This is a genomic window from Pseudomonas syringae, from assembly GCF_021605415.1.
Taxonomy (GTDB): Bacteria; Pseudomonadota; Gammaproteobacteria; order Pseudomonadales; family Pseudomonadaceae; genus Aquipseudomonas; species Aquipseudomonas syringae_S.
Map to the genome: position 1 here is coordinate 130,213 of NZ_WKEQ01000007.1, position 22,355 is coordinate 152,567.

The 22,355-nt window shown below is 60.1% G+C and carries 22 protein-coding genes; 15 read left to right on the forward strand and 7 right to left on the reverse strand.

What is annotated here, in order from left to right; genetic code table 11:
- The first annotated feature begins 10 nt into the window (after nucleotides 1-10).
- From GIW69_RS07095 to GIW69_RS07105, 3 genes are all read left to right on the forward strand, one after another.
- Entirely contained in the window at nucleotides 11-1,093 is a 1,083-nt protein-coding gene (locus GIW69_RS07095; protein ID WP_236481419.1) for a 5-(carboxyamino)imidazole ribonucleotide synthase, read from the forward strand.
- A gap of 111 nt (nucleotides 1,094-1,204) precedes the next feature.
- The gene (locus tag GIW69_RS07100; protein ID WP_236481420.1) at nucleotides 1,205-1,450 is read left to right on the forward strand and encodes a GlsB/YeaQ/YmgE family stress response membrane protein; all 246 of its coding nucleotides are present in this window, start codon (nucleotides 1,205-1,207) and stop codon (nucleotides 1,448-1,450) included.
- A gap of 90 nt (nucleotides 1,451-1,540) precedes the next feature.
- Entirely contained in the window at nucleotides 1,541-2,077 is a 537-nt protein-coding gene (locus tag GIW69_RS07105; protein ID WP_236481421.1) for a DUF3299 domain-containing protein, read from the forward strand.
- Nucleotides 2,078-2,140: 63 nt separating this feature from the next.
- Here GIW69_RS07105 and GIW69_RS07110 read toward each other — a convergent pair whose 3' ends face one another.
- Nucleotides 2,141-3,040 (reverse strand): D-hexose-6-phosphate mutarotase, encoded by a 900-nt coding sequence (locus GIW69_RS07110; protein WP_236481422.1) that lies wholly within the window; start codon nucleotides 3,038-3,040, stop codon nucleotides 2,141-2,143.
- 73 nt (nucleotides 3,041-3,113) lie between these two features.
- Entirely contained in the window at nucleotides 3,114-3,518 is a 405-nt protein-coding gene (locus GIW69_RS07115) for an acyl-CoA thioesterase (protein WP_003229628.1), read from the reverse strand.
- Between the two features lie 363 nt (nucleotides 3,519-3,881).
- Here GIW69_RS07115 and GIW69_RS07120 point away from each other — a divergent pair, with 363 nt between their 5' ends.
- The 8 genes from GIW69_RS07120 (at nucleotide 3,882) to GIW69_RS07155 (ending at nucleotide 14,640) form a co-directional block, all read left to right on the forward strand.
- Entirely contained in the window at nucleotides 3,882-5,180 is a 1,299-nt protein-coding gene (locus GIW69_RS07120) for an MFS transporter (protein WP_236481423.1), read from the forward strand.
- 230 nt (nucleotides 5,181-5,410) lie between these two features.
- Nucleotides 5,411-6,409, forward strand: coding sequence for a phosphate ABC transporter substrate-binding protein PstS (locus tag GIW69_RS07125; RefSeq protein WP_236481424.1), 999 nt, complete (start codon nucleotides 5,411-5,413; stop codon nucleotides 6,407-6,409).
- A 421-nt stretch (nucleotides 6,410-6,830) separates the two neighbouring features.
- Nucleotides 6,831-8,864: an ABC transporter permease family protein gene (locus GIW69_RS07130; protein ID WP_236481476.1), complete on the forward strand. Its 2,034-nt coding sequence runs from the start codon at nucleotides 6,831-6,833 to the stop codon at nucleotides 8,862-8,864.
- A 16-nt stretch (nucleotides 8,865-8,880) separates the two neighbouring features.
- A complete protein-coding gene (gene pstA / locus GIW69_RS07135; RefSeq protein ID WP_236481425.1) occupies nucleotides 8,881-10,551 on the forward strand; it encodes a phosphate ABC transporter permease PstA in 1,671 nt (556 codons plus the stop codon).
- Between the two features lie 183 nt (nucleotides 10,552-10,734).
- Complete coding sequence (pstB, locus tag GIW69_RS07140; protein WP_236481426.1) at nucleotides 10,735-11,568, forward strand: phosphate ABC transporter ATP-binding protein PstB; 834 nt, start codon at nucleotides 10,735-10,737, stop codon at nucleotides 11,566-11,568.
- Between the two features lie 118 nt (nucleotides 11,569-11,686).
- A complete protein-coding gene (gene phoU / locus GIW69_RS07145; RefSeq protein WP_236481427.1) occupies nucleotides 11,687-12,448 on the forward strand; it encodes a phosphate signaling complex protein PhoU in 762 nt (253 codons plus the stop codon).
- Nucleotides 12,449-12,623: 175 nt separating this feature from the next.
- Nucleotides 12,624-13,538 (forward strand): response regulator, encoded by a 915-nt coding sequence (locus GIW69_RS07150; RefSeq protein WP_236481428.1) that lies wholly within the window; start codon nucleotides 12,624-12,626, stop codon nucleotides 13,536-13,538.
- A 205-nt stretch (nucleotides 13,539-13,743) separates the two neighbouring features.
- Nucleotides 13,744-14,640 carry a M23 family metallopeptidase gene (locus tag GIW69_RS07155; protein ID WP_236481429.1) on the forward strand — a complete coding sequence of 299 codons (897 nt, stop codon included), beginning with the start codon at nucleotides 13,744-13,746 and terminating at the stop codon, nucleotides 14,638-14,640.
- 39 nt (nucleotides 14,641-14,679) lie between these two features.
- Here GIW69_RS07155 and GIW69_RS07160 read toward each other — a convergent pair whose 3' ends face one another.
- The 3 genes from GIW69_RS07160 to phoB form a co-directional block, all read right to left on the reverse strand.
- A complete protein-coding gene (locus tag GIW69_RS07160) occupies nucleotides 14,680-16,020 on the reverse strand; it encodes a hemolysin family protein (protein ID WP_236481430.1) in 1,341 nt (446 codons plus the stop codon).
- Between the two features lie 109 nt (nucleotides 16,021-16,129).
- Nucleotides 16,130-17,416, reverse strand: coding sequence for a phosphate regulon sensor histidine kinase PhoR (phoR, locus tag GIW69_RS07165; RefSeq protein WP_236481477.1), 1,287 nt, complete (start codon nucleotides 17,414-17,416; stop codon nucleotides 16,130-16,132).
- A gap of 137 nt (nucleotides 17,417-17,553) precedes the next feature.
- Nucleotides 17,554-18,243, reverse strand: a complete 690-nt coding sequence (gene phoB / locus GIW69_RS07170) for a phosphate regulon transcriptional regulator PhoB (RefSeq protein ID WP_003176964.1) — start codon at nucleotides 18,241-18,243, stop codon at nucleotides 17,554-17,556.
- Between the two features lie 151 nt (nucleotides 18,244-18,394).
- Between phoB and GIW69_RS07175 the strand changes: the two genes are divergently transcribed.
- Nucleotides 18,395-18,781, forward strand: coding sequence for a COG4315 family predicted lipoprotein (locus GIW69_RS07175; RefSeq protein WP_236481431.1), 387 nt, complete (start codon nucleotides 18,395-18,397; stop codon nucleotides 18,779-18,781).
- A gap of 109 nt (nucleotides 18,782-18,890) precedes the next feature.
- Here GIW69_RS07175 and ubiA read toward each other — a convergent pair whose 3' ends face one another.
- Together ubiA and GIW69_RS07185 are read right to left on the reverse strand one after the other, a co-directional pair.
- Entirely contained in the window at nucleotides 18,891-19,781 is an 891-nt protein-coding gene (ubiA, locus tag GIW69_RS07180; RefSeq protein WP_236481432.1) for a 4-hydroxybenzoate octaprenyltransferase, read from the reverse strand.
- The gene (locus GIW69_RS07185; RefSeq protein WP_236481433.1) at nucleotides 19,781-20,344 is read right to left on the reverse strand and encodes a chorismate lyase; all 564 of its coding nucleotides are present in this window, start codon (nucleotides 20,342-20,344) and stop codon (nucleotides 19,781-19,783) included. The genes ubiA and GIW69_RS07185 overlap by 1 nt, the downstream gene beginning before the upstream one ends.
- A gap of 201 nt (nucleotides 20,345-20,545) precedes the next feature.
- Here GIW69_RS07185 and GIW69_RS07190 point away from each other — a divergent pair, with 201 nt between their 5' ends.
- The 3 genes from GIW69_RS07190 to GIW69_RS07200 all read left to right on the forward strand — a co-directional run bounded on the left by GIW69_RS07190 (nucleotide 20,546) and on the right by GIW69_RS07200 (nucleotide 22,348).
- A complete protein-coding gene (locus GIW69_RS07190; RefSeq protein ID WP_003437744.1) occupies nucleotides 20,546-20,713 on the forward strand; it encodes a rubredoxin in 168 nt (55 codons plus the stop codon).
- A 20-nt stretch (nucleotides 20,714-20,733) separates the two neighbouring features.
- On the forward strand, nucleotides 20,734-21,882 hold the full coding sequence (locus GIW69_RS07195; protein WP_236481434.1) for an FAD-dependent oxidoreductase: 1,149 nt from the start codon (nucleotides 20,734-20,736) through the stop codon (nucleotides 21,880-21,882).
- A gap of 190 nt (nucleotides 21,883-22,072) precedes the next feature.
- Nucleotides 22,073-22,348 carry an HU family DNA-binding protein gene (locus GIW69_RS07200; RefSeq protein WP_003195589.1) on the forward strand — a complete coding sequence of 92 codons (276 nt, stop codon included), beginning with the start codon at nucleotides 22,073-22,075 and terminating at the stop codon, nucleotides 22,346-22,348.
- The last annotated feature ends 7 nt before the right edge of the window (nucleotides 22,349-22,355 follow it).

Consider the following 22,355-nt stretch of genomic DNA (forward strand, 5'->3'; position numbering starts at 1 on the left):
GGTTGTTGAAATGAAGATCGGTGTAATCGGTGGCGGCCAGTTGGGTCGCATGTTGGCCCTGGCGGGCACTCCGCTGGGCATGAACTTCGCGTTTCTCGACCCTGCGCCGGACGCCTGTGCGGCTGCACTGGGCGAACACCTGCGGGCCGATTACGGCGACCAGGATCACTTGCGTCAACTGGCCGATGAAGTCGATCTGGTGACGTTCGAGTTCGAAAGCGTTCCGGCGGAAACCGTGGCGTTTCTGTCGCAGTTCGTGCCGGTCTATCCGAGCGCCGAAGCCTTGCGCATCGCTCGTGATCGCTGGTTTGAGAAGAGCCTGTTCAAGGATCTGGGCATACCGACCCCGGCCTTCGCCGACATTCAGTCGCAAGCTGACCTGGATGCCGCCGTGGCGTCGATCGGTCTGCCGGCCGTGTTGAAAACGCGCACGCTGGGTTACGACGGCAAGGGCCAGAAAGTCCTGCGCAAGCCTGAAGATGTGGTCGGAACCTTTGCTGAACTGGGCAGCGTTGCCTGCCTGCTGGAAGGCTTCGTGCCGTTCACCGGCGAAGTGTCGCTAATCGCCGTGCGTGCCCGTGATGGCGAGACCAGGTTTTATCCATTGGTGCATAACACCCACGACAGCGGCATTCTCAAGCTGTCGGTCGCCAGCACCGATCACCCTTTGCAAGCCCTGGCCGAGGACTATTCCAGCCGTGTGCTCAAGCAACTGGATTACGTCGGCGTGATGGCCTTCGAGTTCTTTGAAGTCGACGGTGGCCTCAAGGCCAACGAAATCGCCCCGCGCGTGCACAACTCCGGGCACTGGACCACTGAAGGCGCCGAGTGCAGCCAGTTCGAAAACCACCTGCGCGCCGTGGCCGGCCTGCCGTTGGGCTCGACGGCCAAGGTCGGCGAGAGCGCGATGCTCAACTTCATCGGCGTGGTTCCGCCGGTGGAAAAGGTCATAGCCATCGCCGATTGCCATCTGCATCACTACGGCAAAGCGTTCAAGGCCGGGCGCAAGGTCGGTCACGCCAACCTGCGCTGCGCCGACAAAGCGACGTTGGCGCAGCAGATCCTCAAGGTCGAAGCGCTGATCGCCGAGTAACGACAGTTTCATGTGACGGCGGCGGAACCATTAAGGCGCCGCCGATCTCTCATGGCAGGATGCGAAAGTCTGGCTAGGCTACGCATATCGTCCAATTCAGAGGGAAATGTCATGGGAATTATCGGAACCATTTTTATCGGCCTGATCGTCGGATTGCTGGCACGGTTCCTCAAACCGGGCGATGACAGCATGGGCTGGATCATGACCATCCTGCTGGGTATCGGCGGTTCGCTGGCAGCCACCTACGGCGGCCAGGCGCTGGGTTTCTATCAGGCTGGCGAGGGCGCGGGTTTCCTCGGTGCCCTGGTCGGTGCGATCGTGCTGCTGGTGATCTACGGCCTGATCAAAAAGAACTGATCCAAAGCGACAAAGCCCCCTCGGCCAATCCGGCCGGGAGGGCTAGAATGCTCGGCGACTTTTCGTCCCCTTCTTATCCCGAGCAACTTCATGCGCCGTCTCGTATTGACTCTCCTTTTTTTGGGCAGCGGTTTGGCCCACGCTAGCGAACTGCCGGAAACCGACTGGCTCGAACTGATGCCCAAGTCGGATCAAAAGGCCCTTGAGGCCATGCCTGAAATCGATCACAACTCTCCGGAAGCCACCGGCACCTTCACGGAGAAGGGCGGGATGAAACAGGCCAAAGGTCTGCCGGCGGTGATGTATTCGACCAGAACCGTGGCGTCGATGAACGACAAACACATCCGCATCGGCGGTTATCCGGTGCCGCTGGAGTCAGACGCCAAGGGCCGCAGCACGCTGTTCTTCCTTGTGCCTTACCCGGGCGCGTGCATCCACGTGCCGCCACCGCCGCCGAATCAACTGGTGCTGGTGCGATATCCGAAAGGCTTGAAGCTGGACGACATCTACACGCCGTTGTGGGTGACGGGCACGCTGAAGATCGAAAAGGTCAACAACGACCTGGCTGACGCGGCGTATGCGCTGGAGGCGGACAAGGTCAGGGTGGTGCAGGAATCTGATCTCTAACAGCCCCCCCGAACAACTGTGGGAGCGAGCCTGCTCGCTCCCACATTTTGTATTGCGGTGCTGTTAGAGCGGTTTGCTGCCGACGCTGACGCCCATTGTGTGGCTAGCGCCCGGCGCCAGATTCACCACGTCGTCCATCACGTTCGCCGTCTCAATGCACAGCATGCGCTGCCAGCCATCGTTATCCATGTCGGCCAGCGCGGCGGCGCGGTCGTTCCATGGGTTCCAGATCACCGCCGTACGCGAACCGGTAGCCGTCAGCACAATGCGTCGCTCCCAGGCCGGATCGACGATGCTCAGTTGTGGTGGAGCATCGAGGTAGATGCGGTCGGTCTCTCCGGCAAAATGCAGAGCACTTTGCTGACGGGTGGTTTTCCAGTCATCCAGCGTCTCGATGTAATTCAAACCATCCACGCCATCGACATGCACATTGCGCACATCACTGACCGCGAAGTAAGTGTGCAGCGCCTGGCTCAGGCTGACGCTGTCACTGCCACGGTTATGGCTGGTCAGGCTGAAACTCAGTTGCTCGGACAAATGCAGGGTCAGGGTCAGATCGACCTGATGCGGCCAGCCCGGCAGGCCACCTTCGGGGTAAGGCAGCTTGAATTCGACCTTTACGCCGTCAACCTCCGATTCAATACCTCCCAGCTCCCAATCCATCGCCCGCACCAGACCATGCGCGGGTGCCGGTTGCTCGCCGGTGTACATGGCCTGCACGCTCTGCGGGTTGCGTTCGAACTTGCCGAACCACGGCCAGCACACCGGCACACCGGCGCGAATGCTTTTGCCCGTCTTGAAGTCGGCCTTGTCGTTGAGCCAGATGATCGGCGGCTGGCCGTCGATCTGATAACTGAGGATATGCGCGCCTTGCTGGGCCACCAGCACTTCGGCCTGACCGTGGCGGATGCGCCAGCAGTTCAGTTCATCCAGTTTGATGGCTTCGACATTGGGCGTGTTCATGAGACGGCTCTCGATCAGTATCGTGGACGACTATCGACCGCAAAACGGCCGCGAGGTTTAACGCGGCGCCGTTTCAACGGGCTCGCGGCGGAACCGAGCGGGTGCGACCGCTGCCGTCGATGGCGACGAACACAAACACGGCTTCGGTGACTTTGCGCCATTCGCTGGACAGCGGATCGTCGCTCCACACTTCGACCATCATCTGGATCGAGCTGCGGCCGATTTCCAGGGTCTGGGTATAGAAGGACAATTGCGCGCCGACGGCGACAGGCACGAGAAACGCCATGCGGTCGATGGCGACCGTTGCTACACGGCCACCGGCAACACGGCTGGCCATTGCGGTGCCGGCCAGATCCATTTGCGCGACCAGCCAGCCGCCGAAAATATCGCCGAAGCCGTTGGTTTCGCGAGGAAGTGCGGTGATTTGCAGGGCCAGGTCGCCTTGCGGGATCGGATCTTCTTGTTCGAGTTCTATCATGCCGGGGGGCCTCTGACCCGTGACGCTTCGTGGGTATTGCGGGTGGTAGCCGTCTTCAGGAAAAACGATTCAGCACCGAACATACACGTTCGTCACGTTTTTCATAAGGCGCCTAAAGGGAAACTCTGCGAAACCGACTGACAACGGCCAGCAACGTTTTCGCACAGCAACCCCCTACAAACCGGAGCAAGGTTGCGAGTATATCGATCGATAGACTCCGAGACGACCGTCGGGTTCTGCTTTTGACCGTCAAATACGCGTATCCATGTGCTTTTTCGAACAATTTGCTATCTTGCCGAACCCGCCCGAGCCGCAGCCAGCGTTGTTGTGGCGGCAGATCCGACTATAAGAGAAGCCCTTGCCATGACCCCAGCGCCCTCGAGCATCGCGCAGCCCGGCCAACCCGCACGTCCGTTGACCCGTAACGACTACAAGACTCTGTCGCTGTCCGCCCTCGGTGGCGCGCTGGAGTTTTACGATTTCATCATCTTTGTTTTCTTCGCCACCGTGGTCGGCAAGCTGTTCTTCCCGGCCGACATGCCCGAGTGGCTGCGCCTGATGCAAACCTTCGGCATCTTCGCCGCCGGTTACCTCGCGCGGCCGCTGGGCGGCATCGTGATGGCGCACTTCGGCGATCTGTTGGGCCGCAAGAAAATGTTCACCCTGAGCATCTTCATGATGGCCGTGCCGACCCTGATCATGGGCCTGCTACCGACCTACGCGCAGATTGGCATGTGGGCGCCAATCCTGCTGCTGTTGATGCGGGTGATTCAAGGTGCGGCCATCGGCGGTGAAGTGCCGGGCGCCTGGGTCTTCGTTTCCGAACACGTGCCGCAGCGGCACATGGGCTACGCCTGCGGGACGCTCACCAGCGGCCTGACCGCCGGCATCCTCCTTGGCTCACTGGTCGCCACGGCGATCAACAGCATCTATACGCCAGTGGAGGTCGCGGATTACGCCTGGCGGATTCCGTTCTTGCTCGGCGGTGTGTTTGGGCTGTTTTCGGTCTACCTGCGTCGCTGGCTGCACGAAACCCCGGTGTTCGCTGAACTGCAATTGCGCAAGGCACTGGCCGAAGAAGTGCCGCTGCGTGCCGTGCTGCGTGACCATCGCGGGGCGATTGCGATCTCGATGCTGCTGACCTGGTTGCTGTCCGCCGGCATCGTCGTGGTGATCCTGATGACCCCGACCGTGCTGCAAACGGTCTATCACTTCTCGCCGACCGAGTCGTTGCAAGCAAACAGTCTGGCGATTGTGTTCCTGAGCATCGGCTGCATCATTTCCGGCGCGCTGGCGGATCGCTTCGGTGCCGGCCGCGTCTTTGTGTTTGGTTGCCTCGGCTTGTTGATCAGCTCCTGGACCTTCTATCACAGCCTCGCCGATCACCCGAACTGGCTGTTCCCGCTGTATGCGTTGACCGGTTTTCTGGTCGGCACCATCGGCGCGGTGCCGTACGTGATGGTCAAGGCGTTCCCGCCCGTGGTGCGCTTTAGCGGGTTGTCGTTCTCCTACAACGTGGCCTACGCGATCTTCGGCGGCCTGACGCCGATGGTGGTCAGCCTGTTGCTGAAGGAAAGCCCGATGGGGCCTGCCTACTATGTGGCGGTGCTGTGCGGGATGGGCATGCTGGTGGGGGCGTGGCTCTGGAAGAGGGGTCGCTGATCCAGAATCCTGTCTGGATTCACCGTCCCATCGCGAGCAGGCTCACTCCTACATTTGGAACGCGTTTCAATTGTAGGAGTGAGCCTGCTCGCGATGGGGGCGCCGCGAATCATCCGGTAAAACTCGATACTGGCCTTTCATCCAATTGTCATATTTCAGCCATAGAGTGTTCACACGGCCTGCTGATACTTGGCCCCGACTTAACACACCCTATCTGCTAGGAGTAAGGCATGAAACTGAAGCGTTTGATGGCGGCAATGACCTTTGTCGCTGCTGGCGTTGCGACTGCCAACGCGGTTGCCGCTGTTGACCCTGCTATCCCGAGCTACACCAAAACCACCGGTGTGTCGGGCAACCTGTCCAGCGTTGGTTCCGACACTCTGGCCAACCTCATGACCCTGTGGGCCGAGAACTACAAAAAGGAATACCCGAACGTCAACATCCAGATTCAGGCCGCCGGTTCTTCGACCGCGCCACCTGCGCTGACTGAAGGCACCGCTAACCTGGGCCCGATGAGCCGCAAGATGAAGGATAACGAGCTGCAAGCCTTCGAAACCAAATATGGCTACAAGCCAACCGCTATCCCGGTTGCCGTGGACGCCCTGGCTGTATTCGTACACAAGGACAACCCGATCAAGGGGCTGACCATGGAGCAAGTTGACGCGATCTTCTCGTCCACTCGCCTGTGCGGTGCTAAAACCGACGTGAAAACCTGGGGCGACCTGGGTGTGACCGGCGACCTGGCGAACAAGCCGGTTCAGCTGTTCGGTCGTAACTCGGTATCGGGCACCTATGGCTACTTCAAAGAAGAAGCCCTGTGCAAAGGCGACTTCAAGCCAAACGTCAACGAACAACCTGGTTCGGCTTCGGTCGTGCAGTCGATCAGCTCCTCGCTGAACGGCGTTGGTTACTCGGGTATCGGCTACAAGACCGCAAGCGTGAAAACGGTAGCGCTGGCCAAGAAAGGCAGCACCGATTTCATCGAAGACACCGAAGAAAACGCCCTGAACGGCAAGTACCCGCTGTCGCGTTTCCTCTACGTTTACGTCAACAAAGCCCCGAACAAGCCTCTGGCCCCGCTGGAAGCCGAGTTCGTGAAACTGGTGCTGTCGAAACAGGGCCAGGAAGTGGTTGTGAAGGACGGTTACATCCCGTTGCCAGCCAAGGTTGCTGCCAAAGCACTGGCTGACCTGGGTCTGCAAGAAGGCGGCGCTGTCGCCAAGAAGTAACAAATTGAGTCAAAGGTGAACGCCACCGGACTCAGGTGAAAGGCCGGATCTGCCCGCAGACCGGCCTTTACACACCTCAAATTTTTGATCCTCTGCCAGCCCCGCTGGCGGTGGATTTGCTGCGTCACTGCATTGTCATCTTTCTGTCATACAGGATCGCTAGGGTGAGCGCATGAATGATCTGGCCAATTCCCAAATGACTACGAATCCTCCCAAGCGCATTGATTTCAATACGCCTGAGCTGCAACGCAAGCGCCGCATTCGCGCGCTCAAGGATCGCTTCACTCGCTGGTACGTCCTCGTTGGCGGTCTGGCGGTGCTGGCAGCCATCACCCTGATTTTCTTCTTCCTCGCTTACGTGGTCGCGCCACTGTTTCAGGGTGCTGACCTGACGGCGAAAGACTCGATCACTCCGGCCTGGATGCAGGACGCCGGCAAGCCGCTGATGATTTCGCTCGAAGAGCAGAATCAGGTGGCCATGCGCGTTTCCGACAAGGGCCAGGCGTTGTTCTTCGATATCGACAGTGGCGCTGAACTGAAGCGCGTCGATCTGCCGCTGCCGGCAGGTAGCACCGTGACCTCCATTGGTGAAGATCAGCCAGGTCATCCGCTGGTGGCCGTGGGTCTGTCCAATGGTCAGGCGCTGGTGTTCCGTCACACCTATAAAGTCAGCTACCCCGATGGCAAGAAAACCATCACCCCGGCCATCGAATACCCGTACGGCGAGGCGCCAATCGCGCTGAACGAAGCCGGGGGTGCGCTGGAGCATGTGAGCCTCAACGCCACCGATACGACGCTGATGCTCGTGGGTTCGACCGGTTCGCAACTCAATGTGCTGTCGCTGACCAGCGAAGAAAACATGATGACTGGCGAAGTCACCAACGAGCAGAAGCGTATCGATCTGCCGCAAATGACTGAGCCGGTGAAAAACATCTTCGTCGACCCGCGCCAGCAATGGCTTTATGTGGTCAACGGTCGTGCCCAGGCCGACGTATTCAGCCTGCGCGACAAGAGCCTCAACGGTCGCTACAAACTGCTGGAAAACGCCGATGCTGAAGTCACTGCGACCACCCAATTGGTGGGCGGTATCTCGCTGATCGTCGGTGACTCCAAGGGCGGGCTGGCCCAGTGGTTCATGGCCCGCGACCCTGATGGCGAGCAGCGCCTGAAGCAGATTCGTACGTTCCAGATGGGCAAGTCGCCGATCATTGAGATTACCGCCGAAGAGCGCCGCAAGGGCTTCCTCGCGCTGGATGCCAGCGGCAAGCTCGGCGTGTTCCACAGCACCGCGCACCGTACTTTGCTGGTTGATCAGGTCGTTGAGGGCCAGGGCCTGTTCGGTCTGTCGCCGCGCGCCAACCGAGTGATCGTCGAGGCTGGCGGCAAGCTGCAACCGCTGCTGCTTGATAACCCGCACCCGGAAGTTTCCTGGAGCGCGCTGTGGAGCAAGGTCTGGTACGAAAACTACGACGAACCTAAGTACGTCTGGCAATCGACTGCGGCCAACACCGACTTCGAACCGAAGCTGAGCCTGTCGCCACTGACCTTCGGCACCCTGAAAGCCGCGTTCTACGCGATGCTGCTGGCCGCTCCACTGGCCGTTGCCGCCGCGATCTACACCGCGTATTTCATGGCCCCGGGCATGCGCCGCAAGGTCAAGCCGGTGATCGAACTGATGGAAGCAATGCCGACGGTGATCCTCGGTTTCTTCGCCGGTCTGTTCCTCGCGCCTTATGTCGAAGGGCATTTGCCGGGCATCTTCAGCCTGCTGATGTTGCTGCCGATTGGCATTCTGGTCGCCGGTTTCGCATTCAGCCGTCTGCCTGAGTCGATCCGCCTGAGAGTTCCGGATGGCTGGGAAAGTGCGTTGCTGATTCCGGTGATCCTGTTTGTGGGCTGGCTGTCGCTGTACATGAGCCCGTTCATGGAGAACTGGTTCTTCGGCGGTGACATGCGCATGTGGATCTCCCACGACCTGGGCATCACCTACGACCAGCGCAATGCACTGGTGGTTGGCCTGGCCATGGGTTTCGCGGTGATCCCGAACATCTACTCGATCGCTGAAGACGCCGTGTTCAGCGCACCGCGTGGCCTGACCCTGGGATCCCTGGCCCTCGGTGCCACGCCGTGGCAGACCATGACCCGCGTGGTGATCCTCACCGCCAGTCCGGGCATCTTCTCGGCGCTGATGATCGGCATGGGCCGTGCGGTCGGTGAAACCATGATCGTGCTGATGGCTACGGGTAACACCCCGGTCATGGAAATGAACCTGTTCGAAGGCCTGCGCACCCTGGCCGCCAACGTCGCGGTGGAAATGCCCGAATCGGAAGTCGGCGGCAGCCACTACCGCGTGCTGTTCCTCTCGGCGCTGGTGCTGCTGTTGTTCACCTTCGTCATGAACACCCTGGCAGAACTGATTCGTCAGCGTCTGCGCAAGAAATACTCGTCGCTTTAAACAAAGGTAGAAGTCTGTGAAACAGAACTCCCTGAAAGGATGGTTCAAGAGCGGCGCCCCGGGCGTCTGGATCAGCGGTGGCGCGGTGTCCATCGCGGTCATCATGACCATTGGCCTGCTGGCGGTGATTGCCGTGCGTGGTCTGGGTCACTTCTGGCCGGCGGATCTGATCCATGCCAGCTATGACGTACCGGGCCAGGCCAATCACCTGGTGGTCGGCGAAGTGGTACAGAAAGAAGAAGTGCCGCGTGCCCGCCTGAAAAGTGCTGGTTTGCCAGTGCCGGACGAAGGTCCGGAGTTCATGACCCGCGAGCTGATCAAGGTCGGCAACCGTGACCTGAACGGCAACGACTTCACCTGGATCGTCGGCGAGTGGCTGACCAACCAGAAGACGCCGCTGGAACTGATGGCGCTGGAGCGTCGTGAGTGGGGCAACTTCTACGGCTATCTGGTCAACGTCAAGCAGGACGGTAAGGTCATCGCCGAGGGCGAAGCCGCATGGCCTGAGCTGCAGGCGCGGATCGACCGTGTGAACGGACTTGCCAAGCAACTGAAGTCGCTGGAAAAGACCGACATCGGTGCGATCAACGCAGGGCTGGAACGTATCCGCCTGCACGGTCGCAAACTGGAACTCGAAGGCAAACTCGACGCCACCGCACAAGCGGACATGGAATCCGAGCGCGCCGAGCTGAACGCGCGTTATCAAGACATCGAAGCGCGTCTGGCCGACCTGCATGCGCAGTTCAACCGCGATGCCCTGACGGCTCGCGATGCCAACGGTAAAGAGATTGAAATCGGTCTGGGCAAAGTGGTTCATGCCTACCAGCCGAACGCCATGAGCACCTTCACCAAGGTGGGTTTCTACTTCAGCAAGATCTGGGAGTTCCTCTCGGATGACCCGCGTGAAGCGAACACCGAAGGCGGGATCTTCCCGGCGATTTTCGGCACCGTGATGATGACCCTGATCATGGCGATGATCGTCACTCCATTCGGCGTACTGGCGGCGGTGTACCTGCGTGAATACGCCAAACAGAACACCCTGACGCGGATCATCCGTATCGCGGTGAATAACCTGGCGGGCGTTCCGGCGATCGTTTACGGCGTATTTGGTCTGGGCTTCTTTGTGTATGTGTTGGGTGGTTCGGTCGACCGCTTGTTCTTCCCCGAAGCACTGCCGGCACCGACCTTCGGTACGCCGGGCCTGCTCTGGGCTTCATTGACCCTGGCGCTGCTAGCGGTGCCGGTGGTGATCGTGGCCACTGAAGAAGGTCTGGCACGAATCCCGCGCACCGTGCGTGAAGGCTCGTTGGCCCTCGGCGCGACCAAGGCTGAAACGCTGTGGAAGATCGTGATCCCGATGGCCAGCCCGGCCATGATGACCGGCATGATCCTCGCCGTGGCCCGTGCCGCCGGTGAAGTGGCGCCGCTGATGCTGGTGGGCGTGGTGAAGCTGGCGCCGTCGCTGCCGGTGGATGGCAACTACCCGTACCTGCACCTGGATCAGAAGATCATGCACCTGGGCTTCCACATCTATGACGTCGGCTTCCAGAGCCCGAACGTCGAAGCGGCGCGGCCGCTGGTGTACGCCACGGCGTTGTTGCTGGTGCTGGTGATCGCGACCTTGAACCTGTCAGCGGTCTACATCCGTAACCACCTGCGTGAAAAGTACAAAGCACTGGACAGTTGATACGAATCCTGTGGGAGCTGGCTTGCCAGCGATTGCATCATCGCGGTGTAACTGGCAGACCAAGTCGCCTGCATCGCTGGCAAGCCAGCTCCCACAAGGGTCGGCGCAGCCATAGATTTGAGTAACCCATTGGCTATGCCAGTGGTTCATAGAACCGAATTTGTTAGCACAGGGGAGCCTCCCATGCAGCACGAAGCACACACCCACGGCATCAACATGTCAGCGTTGGGTCGCGACAAGCAGAGCCTGAATCTTGAGCAGGAAACCGTGGCCATTGAAGTCCCGGGTTTGAATCTGTTCTACGGCGATAAACAAGCGCTGTACGACGTCAGCCTGAACATCCCGAAACAGCGCGTGACCGCGTTCATCGGCCCGTCTGGCTGCGGCAAGTCCACACTGCTGCGTACCTTCAACCGCATGAACGATCTGGTTGACGGCTGCCGTGTTGAAGGCGCGATCAACCTGTACGGCAACAACATCTATCGCAAGGGCGAAGACGTTGCCGAACTGCGTCGTCGCGTCGGCATGGTGTTCCAGAAACCCAACCCGTTCCCGAAAACCATCTACGAAAACGTGGTTTACGGTCTGCGCATTCAGGGCATCAACAAGAAACGCGTTCTCGACGAAGCAGTCGAGTGGGCGTTGAAAGGCGCGGCACTGTGGGACGAAGTCAAAGACCGTCTGCACGAATCGGCCCTCGGTCTGTCCGGTGGTCAGCAACAACGTCTGGTGATCGCGCGCACCATCGCCGTGGAACCGGAAGTGCTGCTTCTCGACGAACCGTGCTCGGCCCTCGATCCGATCTCGACCCTGAAGGTTGAAGAGCTGATCTACGAGCTGAAATCCAAGTTCACCATCGTTATCGTCACCCACAACATGCAGCAGGCGGCGCGGGTGTCCGACTACACGGCGTTCATGTACATGGGCAAACTGGTGGAATTCGGCGACACCGATACTCTGTTCACCAATCCGGCCAAGAAGCAGACCGAAGACTACATCACGGGGCGGTACGGCTAGCCGCACAGCTGCAAGCCGCAAGCTTCAAGCGGCAAGAAAGATGCGGTGCGATATCAGGACTTATACATAACTGCTTGAAGCTTGCAGCTTGAAGCTTGCAACTTTCGCGGAGCGAACAATGATTTCGAAAGAAGGCCTTACCCACCACATTTCTGCGCAGTTCAACGCCGAACTTGAAGAAGTGCGCAGCCACCTCCTGGCCATGGGCGGGCTGGTGGAGAAGCAGGTCAACGACGCCGTGACGGCGCTGATCGAGGCCGATTCCGGTCTGGCTCAGCAGGTGCGTGAGATCGACGACCAGATCAACCAGATGGAACGCAACATCGACGAAGAATGCCTGCGCATTCTGGCCCGTCGTCAGCCTGCGGCGTCTGACCTGCGTCTGATCATCAGCATCTCCAAGTCGGTGATCGACCTTGAGCGCATTGGCGACGAGGCGACCAAGATCGCTCGCCGCGCCATTCAACTGTGTGAAGAAGGCGAAGCGCCGCGCGGTTACGTCGAGGTTCGCCACATCGGCGACCAGGTGCGTAACATGGTTCGCGATGCGCTGGACGCGTTTGCCCGCTTCGACGCCGATCTGGCCCTGTCGGTGGCGCAGTACGACAAGATCATCGACCGCGAATACAAAACCGCCCTGCGCGAACTGGCCACCTACATGATGGAAGACCCGCGCTCGATCTCGCGGGTCTTGAGCATTATCTGGGTGCTGCGTTCGCTGGAGCGCATCGGCGACCACGCGCGCAACATCTCGGAGCTGGTGATTTACCTGGTTCGCGGCACCGACGTGCGCCATATGGGCCTCAAGCGCATGAAGGCAGAAGTTGAGGGCACAAGTGGCGAAACCGCTAATGTTCCGGACAATGCTGACGATAAGTAAGATGGCCTGAGAAAAACGCCCGGTCTTTTGGCCGGGCTTTTTTTTGAGCCGTTTTTGAGTAGGACAGAATTAAAAAGCAGCACCCGCGAACGAAAAGTCCCGGCGTGACTGAAGAGTTTTGGCAATGTGCCATCAGCCAGCGTTATGCTTGCCGGGATTTTAATAGGGGTGTTGGATGAGCAAGATCAGTGTGTTGGTCGTGGACGATGCTTCGTTCATTCGTGACCTGGTAAAAAAGTGCCTGCGTAATTACTTCCCGGGCATCCGCACCGAGGACGCCGTCAACGGCAAAAAGGCTCAGGCCATGCTCGCCAAGGAAGCATTCGACTTGGTGCTGTGCGACTGGGAAATGCCGGAAATGTCCGGCCTTGAGCTGCTGACCTGGTGCCGCGAGCAGGACAACCTGAAGACCATGCCGTTTGTCATGGTCACCAGCCGTGGCGACAAAGAAAACGTCGTGCAGGCGATCCAGGCCGGCGTTTCCGGTTACGTCAGCAAGCCGTTCACCAACGAGCAATTGCTGACCAAGGTCAAGCAGGCGCTGAACAAGGTCGGCAAACTCGACACCCTGATGAACGGCGCGCCGACCAAGATGAACTCGGCGTTCGGTAATGATTCCCTGAGCGCGTTGACCGGCGGCAAACCGGCCGTGGTCGCGACTGCTCCCGTTGCGGCACCTGTTGCCACGCCGGCCCGTGGCCTGCTCAACAGCCCGCCGGTCAAGGCGCCTGCGGCATCCACCGCCCCGGCCGGTGGTCGCGGCCAGGGTCAGTTGCGCCTGCCGAGCGGCACCCAGCAATGCGTGATCAAGGCCTTGAGCATCAAGGAAGCACTGCTGGTGGTGAAGCGCACCGACAACCTGCCGCAGATCCTCGACAGCGCCGTGCTTGATCTGGAGCAGGGTGACAACGCCGAAATTGCACGCCTCAACGGTTACCTGCACGCTGTCGTCGCCCACGAGCCGAAACCCGACAGCGACTGGTTGCAACTGACCTTCCGCTTCGTCGACCAGGATGCGCAGAAGCTCGATTACATCTCCCGCCTGATCGCGCGCGGCACGGCGCAGAAGCACTTCGTTCCGGGCGCGTGATCTGCGTCGCCTGAACGTTCGACTTCGCGAGCAGGCTCGCCCCACATCTGAAATACATTCCAGTGTGGGCGCGAGACTGCTCGCGAAGAGGCCGGCAAAAGCACCACCCATCTCTCGCGCCGCCCATTTTGAAACATCTGCCCACTGCTCGGGTCTGTCTCAACTGCTAGGCTCTTTCCAAGCCTCACTTCGACAGATTTTGCCCATGCTCGCGCGCCTGCTGTTTTTCTGTGGTCTCTTCATGGCCTCCACCTCGGCTGTGGCCACGACTATTTACAAATCCACCGACGCCCACGGCGTGGTCTCGTACAGCGACCAGCCGAGCAAGGGCTCGAAGGTGTTTGTGTTCCGGGATCGGATGGTCGAGCACCTGGAGCGCCAGGTGTACCTCGACATCAAGAAGCAGCAGGGCATGGACGTGGTGTTCGTGCGCAACGATCTGTATGCGCCGGTGGAAGTCGAGTTGAGCTTTGCCGGGTTGAACAATGTTTACGGTGTATCGGGCCAGCCGATCCGCCGGGTGTTGCCGGCGCGCAGCAATTCGCGTGTGGCGCTACTGACGGCGATCAGCGCGGGCAAACCGCTGGTGTACACCCCGAAGTTCCAATATTCCCTTGGCGACCCCTCTGGCGTCGCTCAGGGCTATCGATACCCGTTGCCCTGGCGCGGTGGGCCGTTTCGCCTGTCACAGGGCGCGAACGGCCAATACAGCCATTTCGGGCCAAAAAGCCGCTATGCGATGGACATCGCCATGCCGGTGGGCACGCCGATCATCGCGGCGCGAGCCGGAAGGGTGGTGAAAACCGAAAATGCGCAGACCGGGCGCGGCACCGATCCGTCGGGCAACTTTGTGCGGATATTGCACGACGACGGCACGATGGGCGTGTATCTGCACCTCAAGCAGGGTTCGGTGAGCGTGCGCGAAGGGCAGCGGGTGATGGTCGGCAGTCCACTGGCACTGTCCGGCAACACCGGCAACAGCAGCGGCCCGCACCTGCACTTCGTGGTGCAGCGCAATACCGGGATGGGGCTGGTGTCGATTCCGTACCAGTTCAATCAGCCGCTGGGAGCGTTGCCCAATTTTGCGTTGGGCAAGCAATAGGGGGGAATCTGTCGGCCCTTCGCGGTCTCGATCAGCCCATCAGTCCAGCATCAACACCTTGGCCAGGATGATCTTCGGCCCTTTCATCTTCTTGATGATGATCCGCAGGCCTTCGACTTCCAGCACTTCTTCCTCTTCCGGTACCCGTTTCAGGGTTTCGTAGACTAGCCCGGCGAGGGTTTCCGCTTCGATGTGATCGAGATCGATGCCGAGCAAGCGCTCGACCTTGAACAACGGCGTGTCGCCACGCACCAGCAGTTTGCCCGGCTGATAGGCGAGGATGCCGCGTTCAGCCTTGCGGTGTTCGTCCTGGATGTCACCGACCAGCACTTCCAGCACGTCTTCCATGGTCAGGTAGCCGATGATGTTGCCGTCGGCCTCTTCGACCACGGCGAAGTGCGAGCCACCCTTGCGGAACTGCTCAAGCAACTGCGACAGCGGCATGTGCCGCGACACGCGCTCCAGCGGTCGGGTCAGTTCGGCCAGGTTGAACGACTCGGGAATGTGATCGAGCGCAGCCAGTTCCAGCAGCAGGTCCTTGATGTGCAGCAGGCCGACGAACTCCTGGCGCTCACTGTCGTACACCGGATAACGGCTGAACTTGTGGCGCCGGAACATCGCGAGGATTTCCTTCAGCGGTGCGTTGAACTCAAGCGTGATCAGGTCTTCCCGGGAGTTGGCCCAGTCGACCACTTCCAGCTCACCCATTTCCACGGCCGACGCCAATACGCGCATGCCCTGATCGCTCGGATCCTGGCCACGGCTGGAATGCAGAATCAGTTTCAGTTCTTCACGGCTGTAATGGTGTTCGTGATGCGGGCCAGGCTCGCCCTGGCCGGCGATGCGCAGGATGGCGTTGGCGCTGGCGTTGAGCAGGTAAATTGCCGGGTACATTGCCCAATAAAACAGGTACAGCGGCACGGCGGTCCACAGCGACAGCAGCTCGGGTTTGCGGATCGCCCAGGACTTGGGCGCCAGCTCACCGACCACGATGTGCAGGTACGAAATCACGAAGAACGCGGCGAAGAACGAGACGCCTTTGATGACTTCGGCCGACTGCACGCCGGCGGCTTCCAGCAGCGGTTCGAGGATGTGCGCGAACGCCGGCTCGCCTACCCAGCCCAGGCCAAGGGAGGCGAGGGTGATGCCGAGCTGGCACGCCGAGAGGTAGGCATCGAGCTGACTGTGCACGGTGCGCAGGATGTGCCCGCGCCAGCCGTTTTGTTCAGCGATGGCCTCGACCCGGGTCGAGCGCAGTTTGACCATGGCGAATTCCGCCGCAACGAAAAAGCCGTTGAGCAAAACCAGGATCAGAGCGAAAAGGATCATGCCGAAATCGGCGAAGAGTGTTGCCAGGGACAAGCCAGGGGAAGGATCCATGATGGAGTTTTGCGGGTTCCGTGTATTCGAGGGATAGAAAATCAGCGCCTGAAAGGCAGGCACAAGTCAGCCAATGTAGCGGCTGACTGGGCGATTGCCTAGTGGGTGGTTACTCAGCGGCATCGATCGCCCGCGATCGCGCGACCTGCGCAGGGGCGAAATGGCAGGTGAACGTGCTGCCGTGGCCGGGCACGCTGCTGATCTCCATGCGTGCGCGATGGCGCAGCAAAACGTGTTTGACGATGGCCAGGCCGAGCCCGGTGCCGCCGGTGTTGGAGTTGCGGCTGGAGTCGACGCGGTAGAAGCGTTCGGTCAGGCGTGGCAGGTGTTTGCTGTCGATGCCAATGCCCGAATCCTGCACGCTCAGGTGCGCGCCCTGATCGTCACACCACCAGCGAATGCGGATATTGCCTTCGGCCGGGGTGTATTTGACGGCGTTGAATACCAGGTTCGAAAACGCGCTGCGCAACTCCGCTTCACTGCCCTTGAGCAGGATCGTCGCGTCGGCCTCCAGCGTGATGCGCTGGTTTTTCTGTGCGGACAGTTGCTCGGCGTCGCTTTTGATCGACTGCAACAGCGAATCGATCGGCACAGGCTGGTTGTCCGACGGGTAATCGGTGGCTTCCAGTTTGGCCAGCAACAACAGGTCGTTGAGCAACGTCTGCATGCGCCCGCCCTGTTGCTGCATCTGCGTCAGGGCGCGGCTCCAGCGTGGATTCACGTCATCAACGTTGTCGAGCAGGGTTTCCAGGTAGCCGCAGATCACCGTCAGCGGCGTGCGCAATTCGTGGGAGACGTTGGCGATGAAGTCTTTGCGCATCTGCTCCAGCTGATGAATGCGTGTGACATCGCGCACCAACATTAAATGCTCGTTGTTGCCGTAGCGGGTGATGTACAGCTGAATACGCACGCGGTCGTTGGTCGGTGAGGGGATGTCGAGCGGCTCGACGTAACTGCCTTGCTCGAAATATTCCTTGAAGCGCGGATGCCGCACCAGATTGGTCACCGGTTGGCCGCTGTCCTGTGGAGTTTTGAGACCCAGCAGGGTTTCGGCGGCGCGGTTCCACCATTCGAGGTTGCCTTCGCTGTCGAGCATGATGACAGCGTCTTTCAGCGCGGCGGTGGACTCCTGCACTCGATCAATCACCGCTTGCAGACGTCCGCGCACACGTTGGTCTCGGCGTTGCAGGTGATAGATGCTGTCGAACACCTCGCCCCACAGCCCGTAGCCGTCGGGCGGCGCTTCATCGGGTTGATGCAAACGCAGCCATTCGTGCAAACGAAGTAACTGCTTGAGCGTCCATGCCAGATAAAAACCCAGACCCGCCGCCAGACTCCAGCCGTAATAGCCGGTAATCAAACCCACCACCAGACAAGCAGTGACCAGCAGCAACATGTGGCGAATCAGAGTGCCATGCCAGTTTTGATTCAAGGGGGCGTCCTTAACGCAGCGTCGAGTGTCGAGCTGCAAGCTGCAAGAAAGAGCTGCGGTGCGTTTGCTTGCCGCTCATGGCTTGAAGCTCGCCGCTGTTTTTATCCCTTCGTTGAAAAGCGGTAGCCGGTGCCGCGAACGGTTTGTACCAGATTTTCATAAGCATCGCCGAGGGCTTTGCGCAGGCGACGGATGTGTACGTCGACGGTGCGTTCTTCGACGTAGACGTTGCCGCCCCAGACTTGATCAAGCAATTGGCCGCGCGTGTAAGCGCGTTCCTGATGGGTCATGAAGAATTGCAGCAGGCGGTATTCGGTCGGGCCCATCTCGGCGGGTTTGCCGTCGATGGTCACGCGGTGGCTGATCGGGTCGAGCAGCAAGCCACCGACTTCAATCGGCGCTTCGCCATCGGTCGGGCCGGCACGACGCAGCACGGCTTTAAGGCGCGCAACAAGTTCACGAGGAGAAAACGGTTTGGTGATGTAGTCGTCGGCGCCGACTTCAAGGCCCTGGATCTTGTTGTCCTCTTCGCCCTTGGCGGTGAGCATGATGATCGGAATGTCGCCGGTCAGCTCGTCACGCTTGAGGCGCCGGGCCAGTTCGATGCCAGACGTGCCGGGCAGCATCCAGTCGAGCAGGATCAGGTCCGGCTTGCGGTCGACAATGATGGCGTGCGCCTGCTGCGAGTTCTCCGCTTCGAGGCAGTCATAGCCGGCCATTTCCAACGCAACGGCGATCATCTCGCGAATGGGCGCCTCGTCGTCGACGATCAGAATGCTCCTGCCAACCATGCGTTAATCCTCTTGTCATTTAACTGTCTTGCGCCGCATTAGATAACGGAATTATTGCAGTCGTGTGACAGTCATTCAGTCTGGCAGCGATTGTACATATCCTCGACTAAGCTCTAATTCCGAACCCTGACAACCACAAAAGAAGGTTTCCATGAAGCGAATGACAGTTTCCTTCAAGACCCTGCTGATGGCTGCAGCCCTGACCCTGCCTGGTCTGGCGATGGCCGCCGATCCCGCCATGTCGAAAAACGGCATGATGGTCGATCACGGGGGCATGACGCTGTACACGTACGACAAGGACACGGACGGCAAGTCGATGTGCAATGGCGACTGCGCCAAAAACTGGCCGCCAATGATGGCGCCGGCCGATGCCAAGGTTGAAGGCAAATGGAGCACCATCAAGCGTGACGATGGCACGATGCAATACGCCTACGACGGCAAGCCGCTGTACACCTTCGTGAAAGATGAAAAACCCGGAGAAATGAAGGGCGACAAGATGAGAGACGTCTGGCACGTCGTTCACATGTCACAGAAATAATCCTGTTCCTGTGGGAGCGGGCTTGCTCGCGAAGACGGTGTGTCAGTTCCCGTAAGAGCGACTGATCTGCCGCTTTCGCGAGCAAACCCGCTCCTACAGGATTTGTGTCTTACCGCAGCGCGTAATCCAGCACGATCCCGACAAAAATCGCCAACCCGGCCCAGTGGTTGTGCAAAAACGCCTTGAAGCAGCGCATCCGATCCTTGCCCCGGGTGTACCAGAACTCCCAGGCAAAACATCCGGCCGCCACCAGCAAGCCGAGGTGGAACCACACGCCAAGGCCGAATTTCGAACCGGCCAGCAACAGGCAGGCCAGGGCCAACGCCTGTAAGGTCAGAATGATCACCCGATCCGCCTCGCCAAACAGAATCGCCGTGGATTTCACGCCGATCTTCAAATCGTCGTCACGGTCGGTCATCGCGTAATAGGTGTCGTAACCCACCGTCCACAGCAGATTGGCGATGTACAGCAGCCACGCGGCGGCGGGCAGATTGCCGGTCTCGGCGGTGAACGCCATCGGCATCCCCCAGGAAAATGCCGCGCCCAGTACCACTTGCGGGTAGTAGGTGTAACGCTTCATGAACGGATAACTGAACGCCAACGCCAACCCGCCCAACGACAGCCAGATGGTCGTGGCGTTGGTGCACAGCACCAGCAGGAAACTGATGCCCATCAGTACGGCAAAAAACACCAACGCCTCTTTCGAGCTGATTTTGCCGCTGACCAACGGCCGCTGCTCGGTGCGTTTGACGTGGCCGTCGACCTTGCGGTCCGCCCAGTCGTTGATCACGCAGCCGCCAGCGCGGGTCAACACCACGCCGAGTACAAAAATCACGATATTGGCCAGGGATGGCGAGCCTTCGCCGGCAATCCACAAGGCCCACAGCGTCGGCCACAGCAGCAGATAAATGCCGATCGGCTTGTCCATGCGCGTCAACTGAATGAAATCCCAGGCGCGCGGGTTCAAGCGATTCATAGACTTGAGCAGGCTTTGGTACATCAGCATTTCTCCGGATGGGCGCGGACGGCGTGCCACAGGGCCGGCAGGAAAACCTCCGCCACCAGCACGCTCAGCGCGCCGCGATCAAAACGCGAACGGCGGCCCCATAGTTGCGGTGCGCGCGCGGCCTCGGGCAACCATTGTTCAGGGTAGTGGCAGACCTCGATGGCGCGGCGCTCGAACGCACGGTCGCAAAACAGCAGTTCACCCAGCGAGCGGCTGCCGAGTTCATCCATGTGCAAGCCGTCGCCCTGCAAGGCGCTGCGCGAGGCAACGCTGCGAGCGAACACCCAGGCCTCGCCATGGCCACGCAAATACACTTCGCGCACCCAGCCTTCGCTGCCGTCGGCCAGATCCAGTGCCGCACATTCGTCGGCGCGCAACGGTTGCCAGCCTTCGAATAGCGGCAACACGCTGAAACCATCGTCGGACAAACGGATCAACCGTCGTGTCAGCGAGCCTTCATCGAACAGCCAGTCGAGGGTGGACGGAGCGGGCAAGGGCGCCAGTTGCTCGCGGACGAACCAGCGTGGGGCCGGGGAGAGGGATTTTAAGTGCGGCACAGTGCGTCGTTATTGGCAGCAAATGAGGCGGCGAGCTTACCATGTCGCTCCGCGAGATTGATCGATCCGCCCGTGCCGCTGCGCCGAACAGACTTGCAACCTGACGCATCGATCAGTACAAAACGCCCTGAGCCGGATGGCAGCGCACTACCCATCGACCATTCGCGCCAGTCCAATGCCTGAACCTGAGGAAATACCTGAATGAAGAAGTGGCAATGTATTGTCTGCGGCCTGATCTACAACGAAGCCGACGGCTGGCCGGATGACGGCATCGCGCCGGGCACTTTGTGGCAAGACGTGCCGGAAGACTGGCTGTGCCCGGACTGCGGCGTCGGCAAAATGGATTTCGAAATGATCGAAATCAACTGAGAACAACAAGGGAGTAAGGCATGAACGCACCTGTCGTAATCGTCGGCACCGGCCTGGCGGGCTACAACCTGGCCCGGGAGTTTCGCAAACTCGATGGCGAAACCCCGCTGCTGCTGATTACCGCAGATGACGGCCGTTCCTACTCCAAACCGATGCTCTCCACCGGCTTCGGCAAAAACAAGGACGCCGACGGCCTGAGCATGGCCGAACCGGGCGCCATGGCCGAGCAGTTGAAGGCCGAAGTGCGCACCCACACGCGCATCAGCGGCATCGACCCGGGCCATAAACGCCTGTGGATCGGCGAAGAAGCCGTGCCTTATCGCGATCTGATTCTTGCTTGGGGCGCGGAAACCGTGCACGTGCCGGTCGAAGGCGATGGCGCTGATCTGGTGTTCCCGATCAATGATCTTGAGGACTACGCACGGTTTCGTGCGGCCGCGGCGGGCAAGCGCCGGGTGCTGCTGCTCGGCGCCGGGCTGATCGGCTGCGAATTCGCCAACGACCTGATCCTCGGCGGTTATGAGGTACAACTCGTGGCGCCGTGCGAGCAGGTCATGCCGACGCTGCTGCACCCGTCCGCCGCCGCTGCCGTGCAGGCCGGGCTGGAGAGCCTGGGCGCGCGGTTCCACCTCGGCCCGGTGCTGACCCGTCTGCAAAACGTCGACGATGGCCTGGAAGCGCACCTGTCCGACGGTCAGGTCATCCCGTGCGATGTCGTGGTGTCGGCCATTGGCTTGCGCCCGCGTATCGACCTGGCGGCGGCGGCCGGCGTGCAGGTCAACCGCGGCGTGATGGTTGATCGTCACCTGAAGACCTCTCACGCGAACATCTACGCCCTGGGCGACTGCGCCGAAGTCGACGGGCTTAATTTGCTGTATGTGATGCCCCTCATGAGTTGTGCGCGAGCACTGGCGCAGACACTGGCGGGTAACCCTACGGCGGTGAGTTATGGCCCGATGCCAATCACCGTGAAAACCCCGGTTTGCCCATTGGTCGTCTCCCCGCCGCCGCGTGGCAGCGAAGGTGTGTGGACGGTCGAAGGGCAGGGCGCCGATATCAAGGCGCTGTGCCGTGACGCCGAGGGCCAATTGCTGGGCTACGCCCTGACGGGTGCGGCGGTGATGGAAAAACTCGCCTTGAACAAACAGCTTCCGCCCTTGCTGGCGTAAATAGCGGCCGTTCTGTCGGAATCAGCACGCCTTTGCCCCTACAAAGGTCGTGTGGAGACTGGCGCCGGCCTTGTCCGCGTGCCATTCTCACTCCCGTCTGCCGCAGCGTAGAGCCTGCGGCGCCTTGGGCGCTGTTCCAACGAGAACAGCACGGACATAACAACAAAAAACCGTCAAAGGGGCTTCACTAATGCGTAAACCAGACCTCGCCGCTGCAATTGCTGAAAAAGCAGATCTGACCAAAGAACAGGCCAACCGCGTTCTCAACGCCGTTCTCGAAGAAATCACCGGCGCCCTGCACCGCAAGGACAGCGTCACCCTGGTGGGTTTCGGCACCTTCCTGCAACGCCATCGCGGCGCCCGCACCGGCAAAAATCCGCAAACCGGTGAACCCGTCAAGATCAAGGCCAGCAACACCGTTGCCTTCAAGCCAGGCAAATCATTGAAAGACAGCGTCAATCCATAATCACGGC

Excerpts from the sequence above, each read along its gene's own strand:
- GIW69_RS07095 (WP_236481419.1), top strand. The coding sequence starts at position 11 with ATGAAGATCGGTGTAATCGGTGGCGGCCAGTTGGGTCGCATGTTGGCC.
- GIW69_RS07100 (WP_236481420.1), top strand. The coding sequence starts at position 1,205 with ATGGGAATTATCGGAACCATTTTTATCGGCCTGATCGTCGGATTGCTG.
- GIW69_RS07105 (WP_236481421.1), top strand. The coding sequence starts at position 1,541 with ATGCGCCGTCTCGTATTGACTCTCCTTTTTTTGGGCAGCGGTTTGGCC.
- GIW69_RS07110 (WP_236481422.1), bottom strand. The coding sequence starts at position 3,040 with ATGAACACGCCCAATGTCGAAGCCATCAAACTGGATGAACTGAACTGC.
- GIW69_RS07115 (WP_003229628.1), bottom strand. The coding sequence starts at position 3,518 with ATGATAGAACTCGAACAAGAAGATCCGATCCCGCAAGGCGACCTGGCC.
- GIW69_RS07120 (WP_236481423.1), top strand. The coding sequence starts at position 3,882 with ATGACCCCAGCGCCCTCGAGCATCGCGCAGCCCGGCCAACCCGCACGT.
- GIW69_RS07125 (WP_236481424.1), top strand. The coding sequence starts at position 5,411 with ATGAAACTGAAGCGTTTGATGGCGGCAATGACCTTTGTCGCTGCTGGC.
- GIW69_RS07130 (WP_236481476.1), top strand. The coding sequence starts at position 6,831 with ATGCAGGACGCCGGCAAGCCGCTGATGATTTCGCTCGAAGAGCAGAAT.
- pstB (WP_236481426.1), top strand. The coding sequence starts at position 10,735 with ATGCAGCACGAAGCACACACCCACGGCATCAACATGTCAGCGTTGGGT.
- phoU (WP_236481427.1), top strand. The coding sequence starts at position 11,687 with ATGATTTCGAAAGAAGGCCTTACCCACCACATTTCTGCGCAGTTCAAC.
- GIW69_RS07150 (WP_236481428.1), top strand. The coding sequence starts at position 12,624 with ATGAGCAAGATCAGTGTGTTGGTCGTGGACGATGCTTCGTTCATTCGT.
- GIW69_RS07155 (WP_236481429.1), top strand. The coding sequence starts at position 13,744 with ATGCTCGCGCGCCTGCTGTTTTTCTGTGGTCTCTTCATGGCCTCCACC.
- GIW69_RS07160 (WP_236481430.1), bottom strand. The coding sequence starts at position 16,020 with ATGGATCCTTCCCCTGGCTTGTCCCTGGCAACACTCTTCGCCGATTTC.
- phoR (WP_236481477.1), bottom strand. The coding sequence starts at position 17,416 with ATGTTGCTGCTGGTCACTGCTTGTCTGGTGGTGGGTTTGATTACCGGC.
- phoB (WP_003176964.1), bottom strand. The coding sequence starts at position 18,243 with ATGGTTGGCAGGAGCATTCTGATCGTCGACGACGAGGCGCCCATTCGC.
- GIW69_RS07175 (WP_236481431.1), top strand. The coding sequence starts at position 18,395 with ATGAAGCGAATGACAGTTTCCTTCAAGACCCTGCTGATGGCTGCAGCC.
- ubiA (WP_236481432.1), bottom strand. The coding sequence starts at position 19,781 with ATGTACCAAAGCCTGCTCAAGTCTATGAATCGCTTGAACCCGCGCGCC.
- GIW69_RS07190 (WP_003437744.1), top strand. The coding sequence starts at position 20,546 with ATGAAGAAGTGGCAATGTATTGTCTGCGGCCTGATCTACAACGAAGCC.
- GIW69_RS07195 (WP_236481434.1), top strand. The coding sequence starts at position 20,734 with ATGAACGCACCTGTCGTAATCGTCGGCACCGGCCTGGCGGGCTACAAC.
- GIW69_RS07200 (WP_003195589.1), top strand. The coding sequence starts at position 22,073 with ATGCGTAAACCAGACCTCGCCGCTGCAATTGCTGAAAAAGCAGATCTG.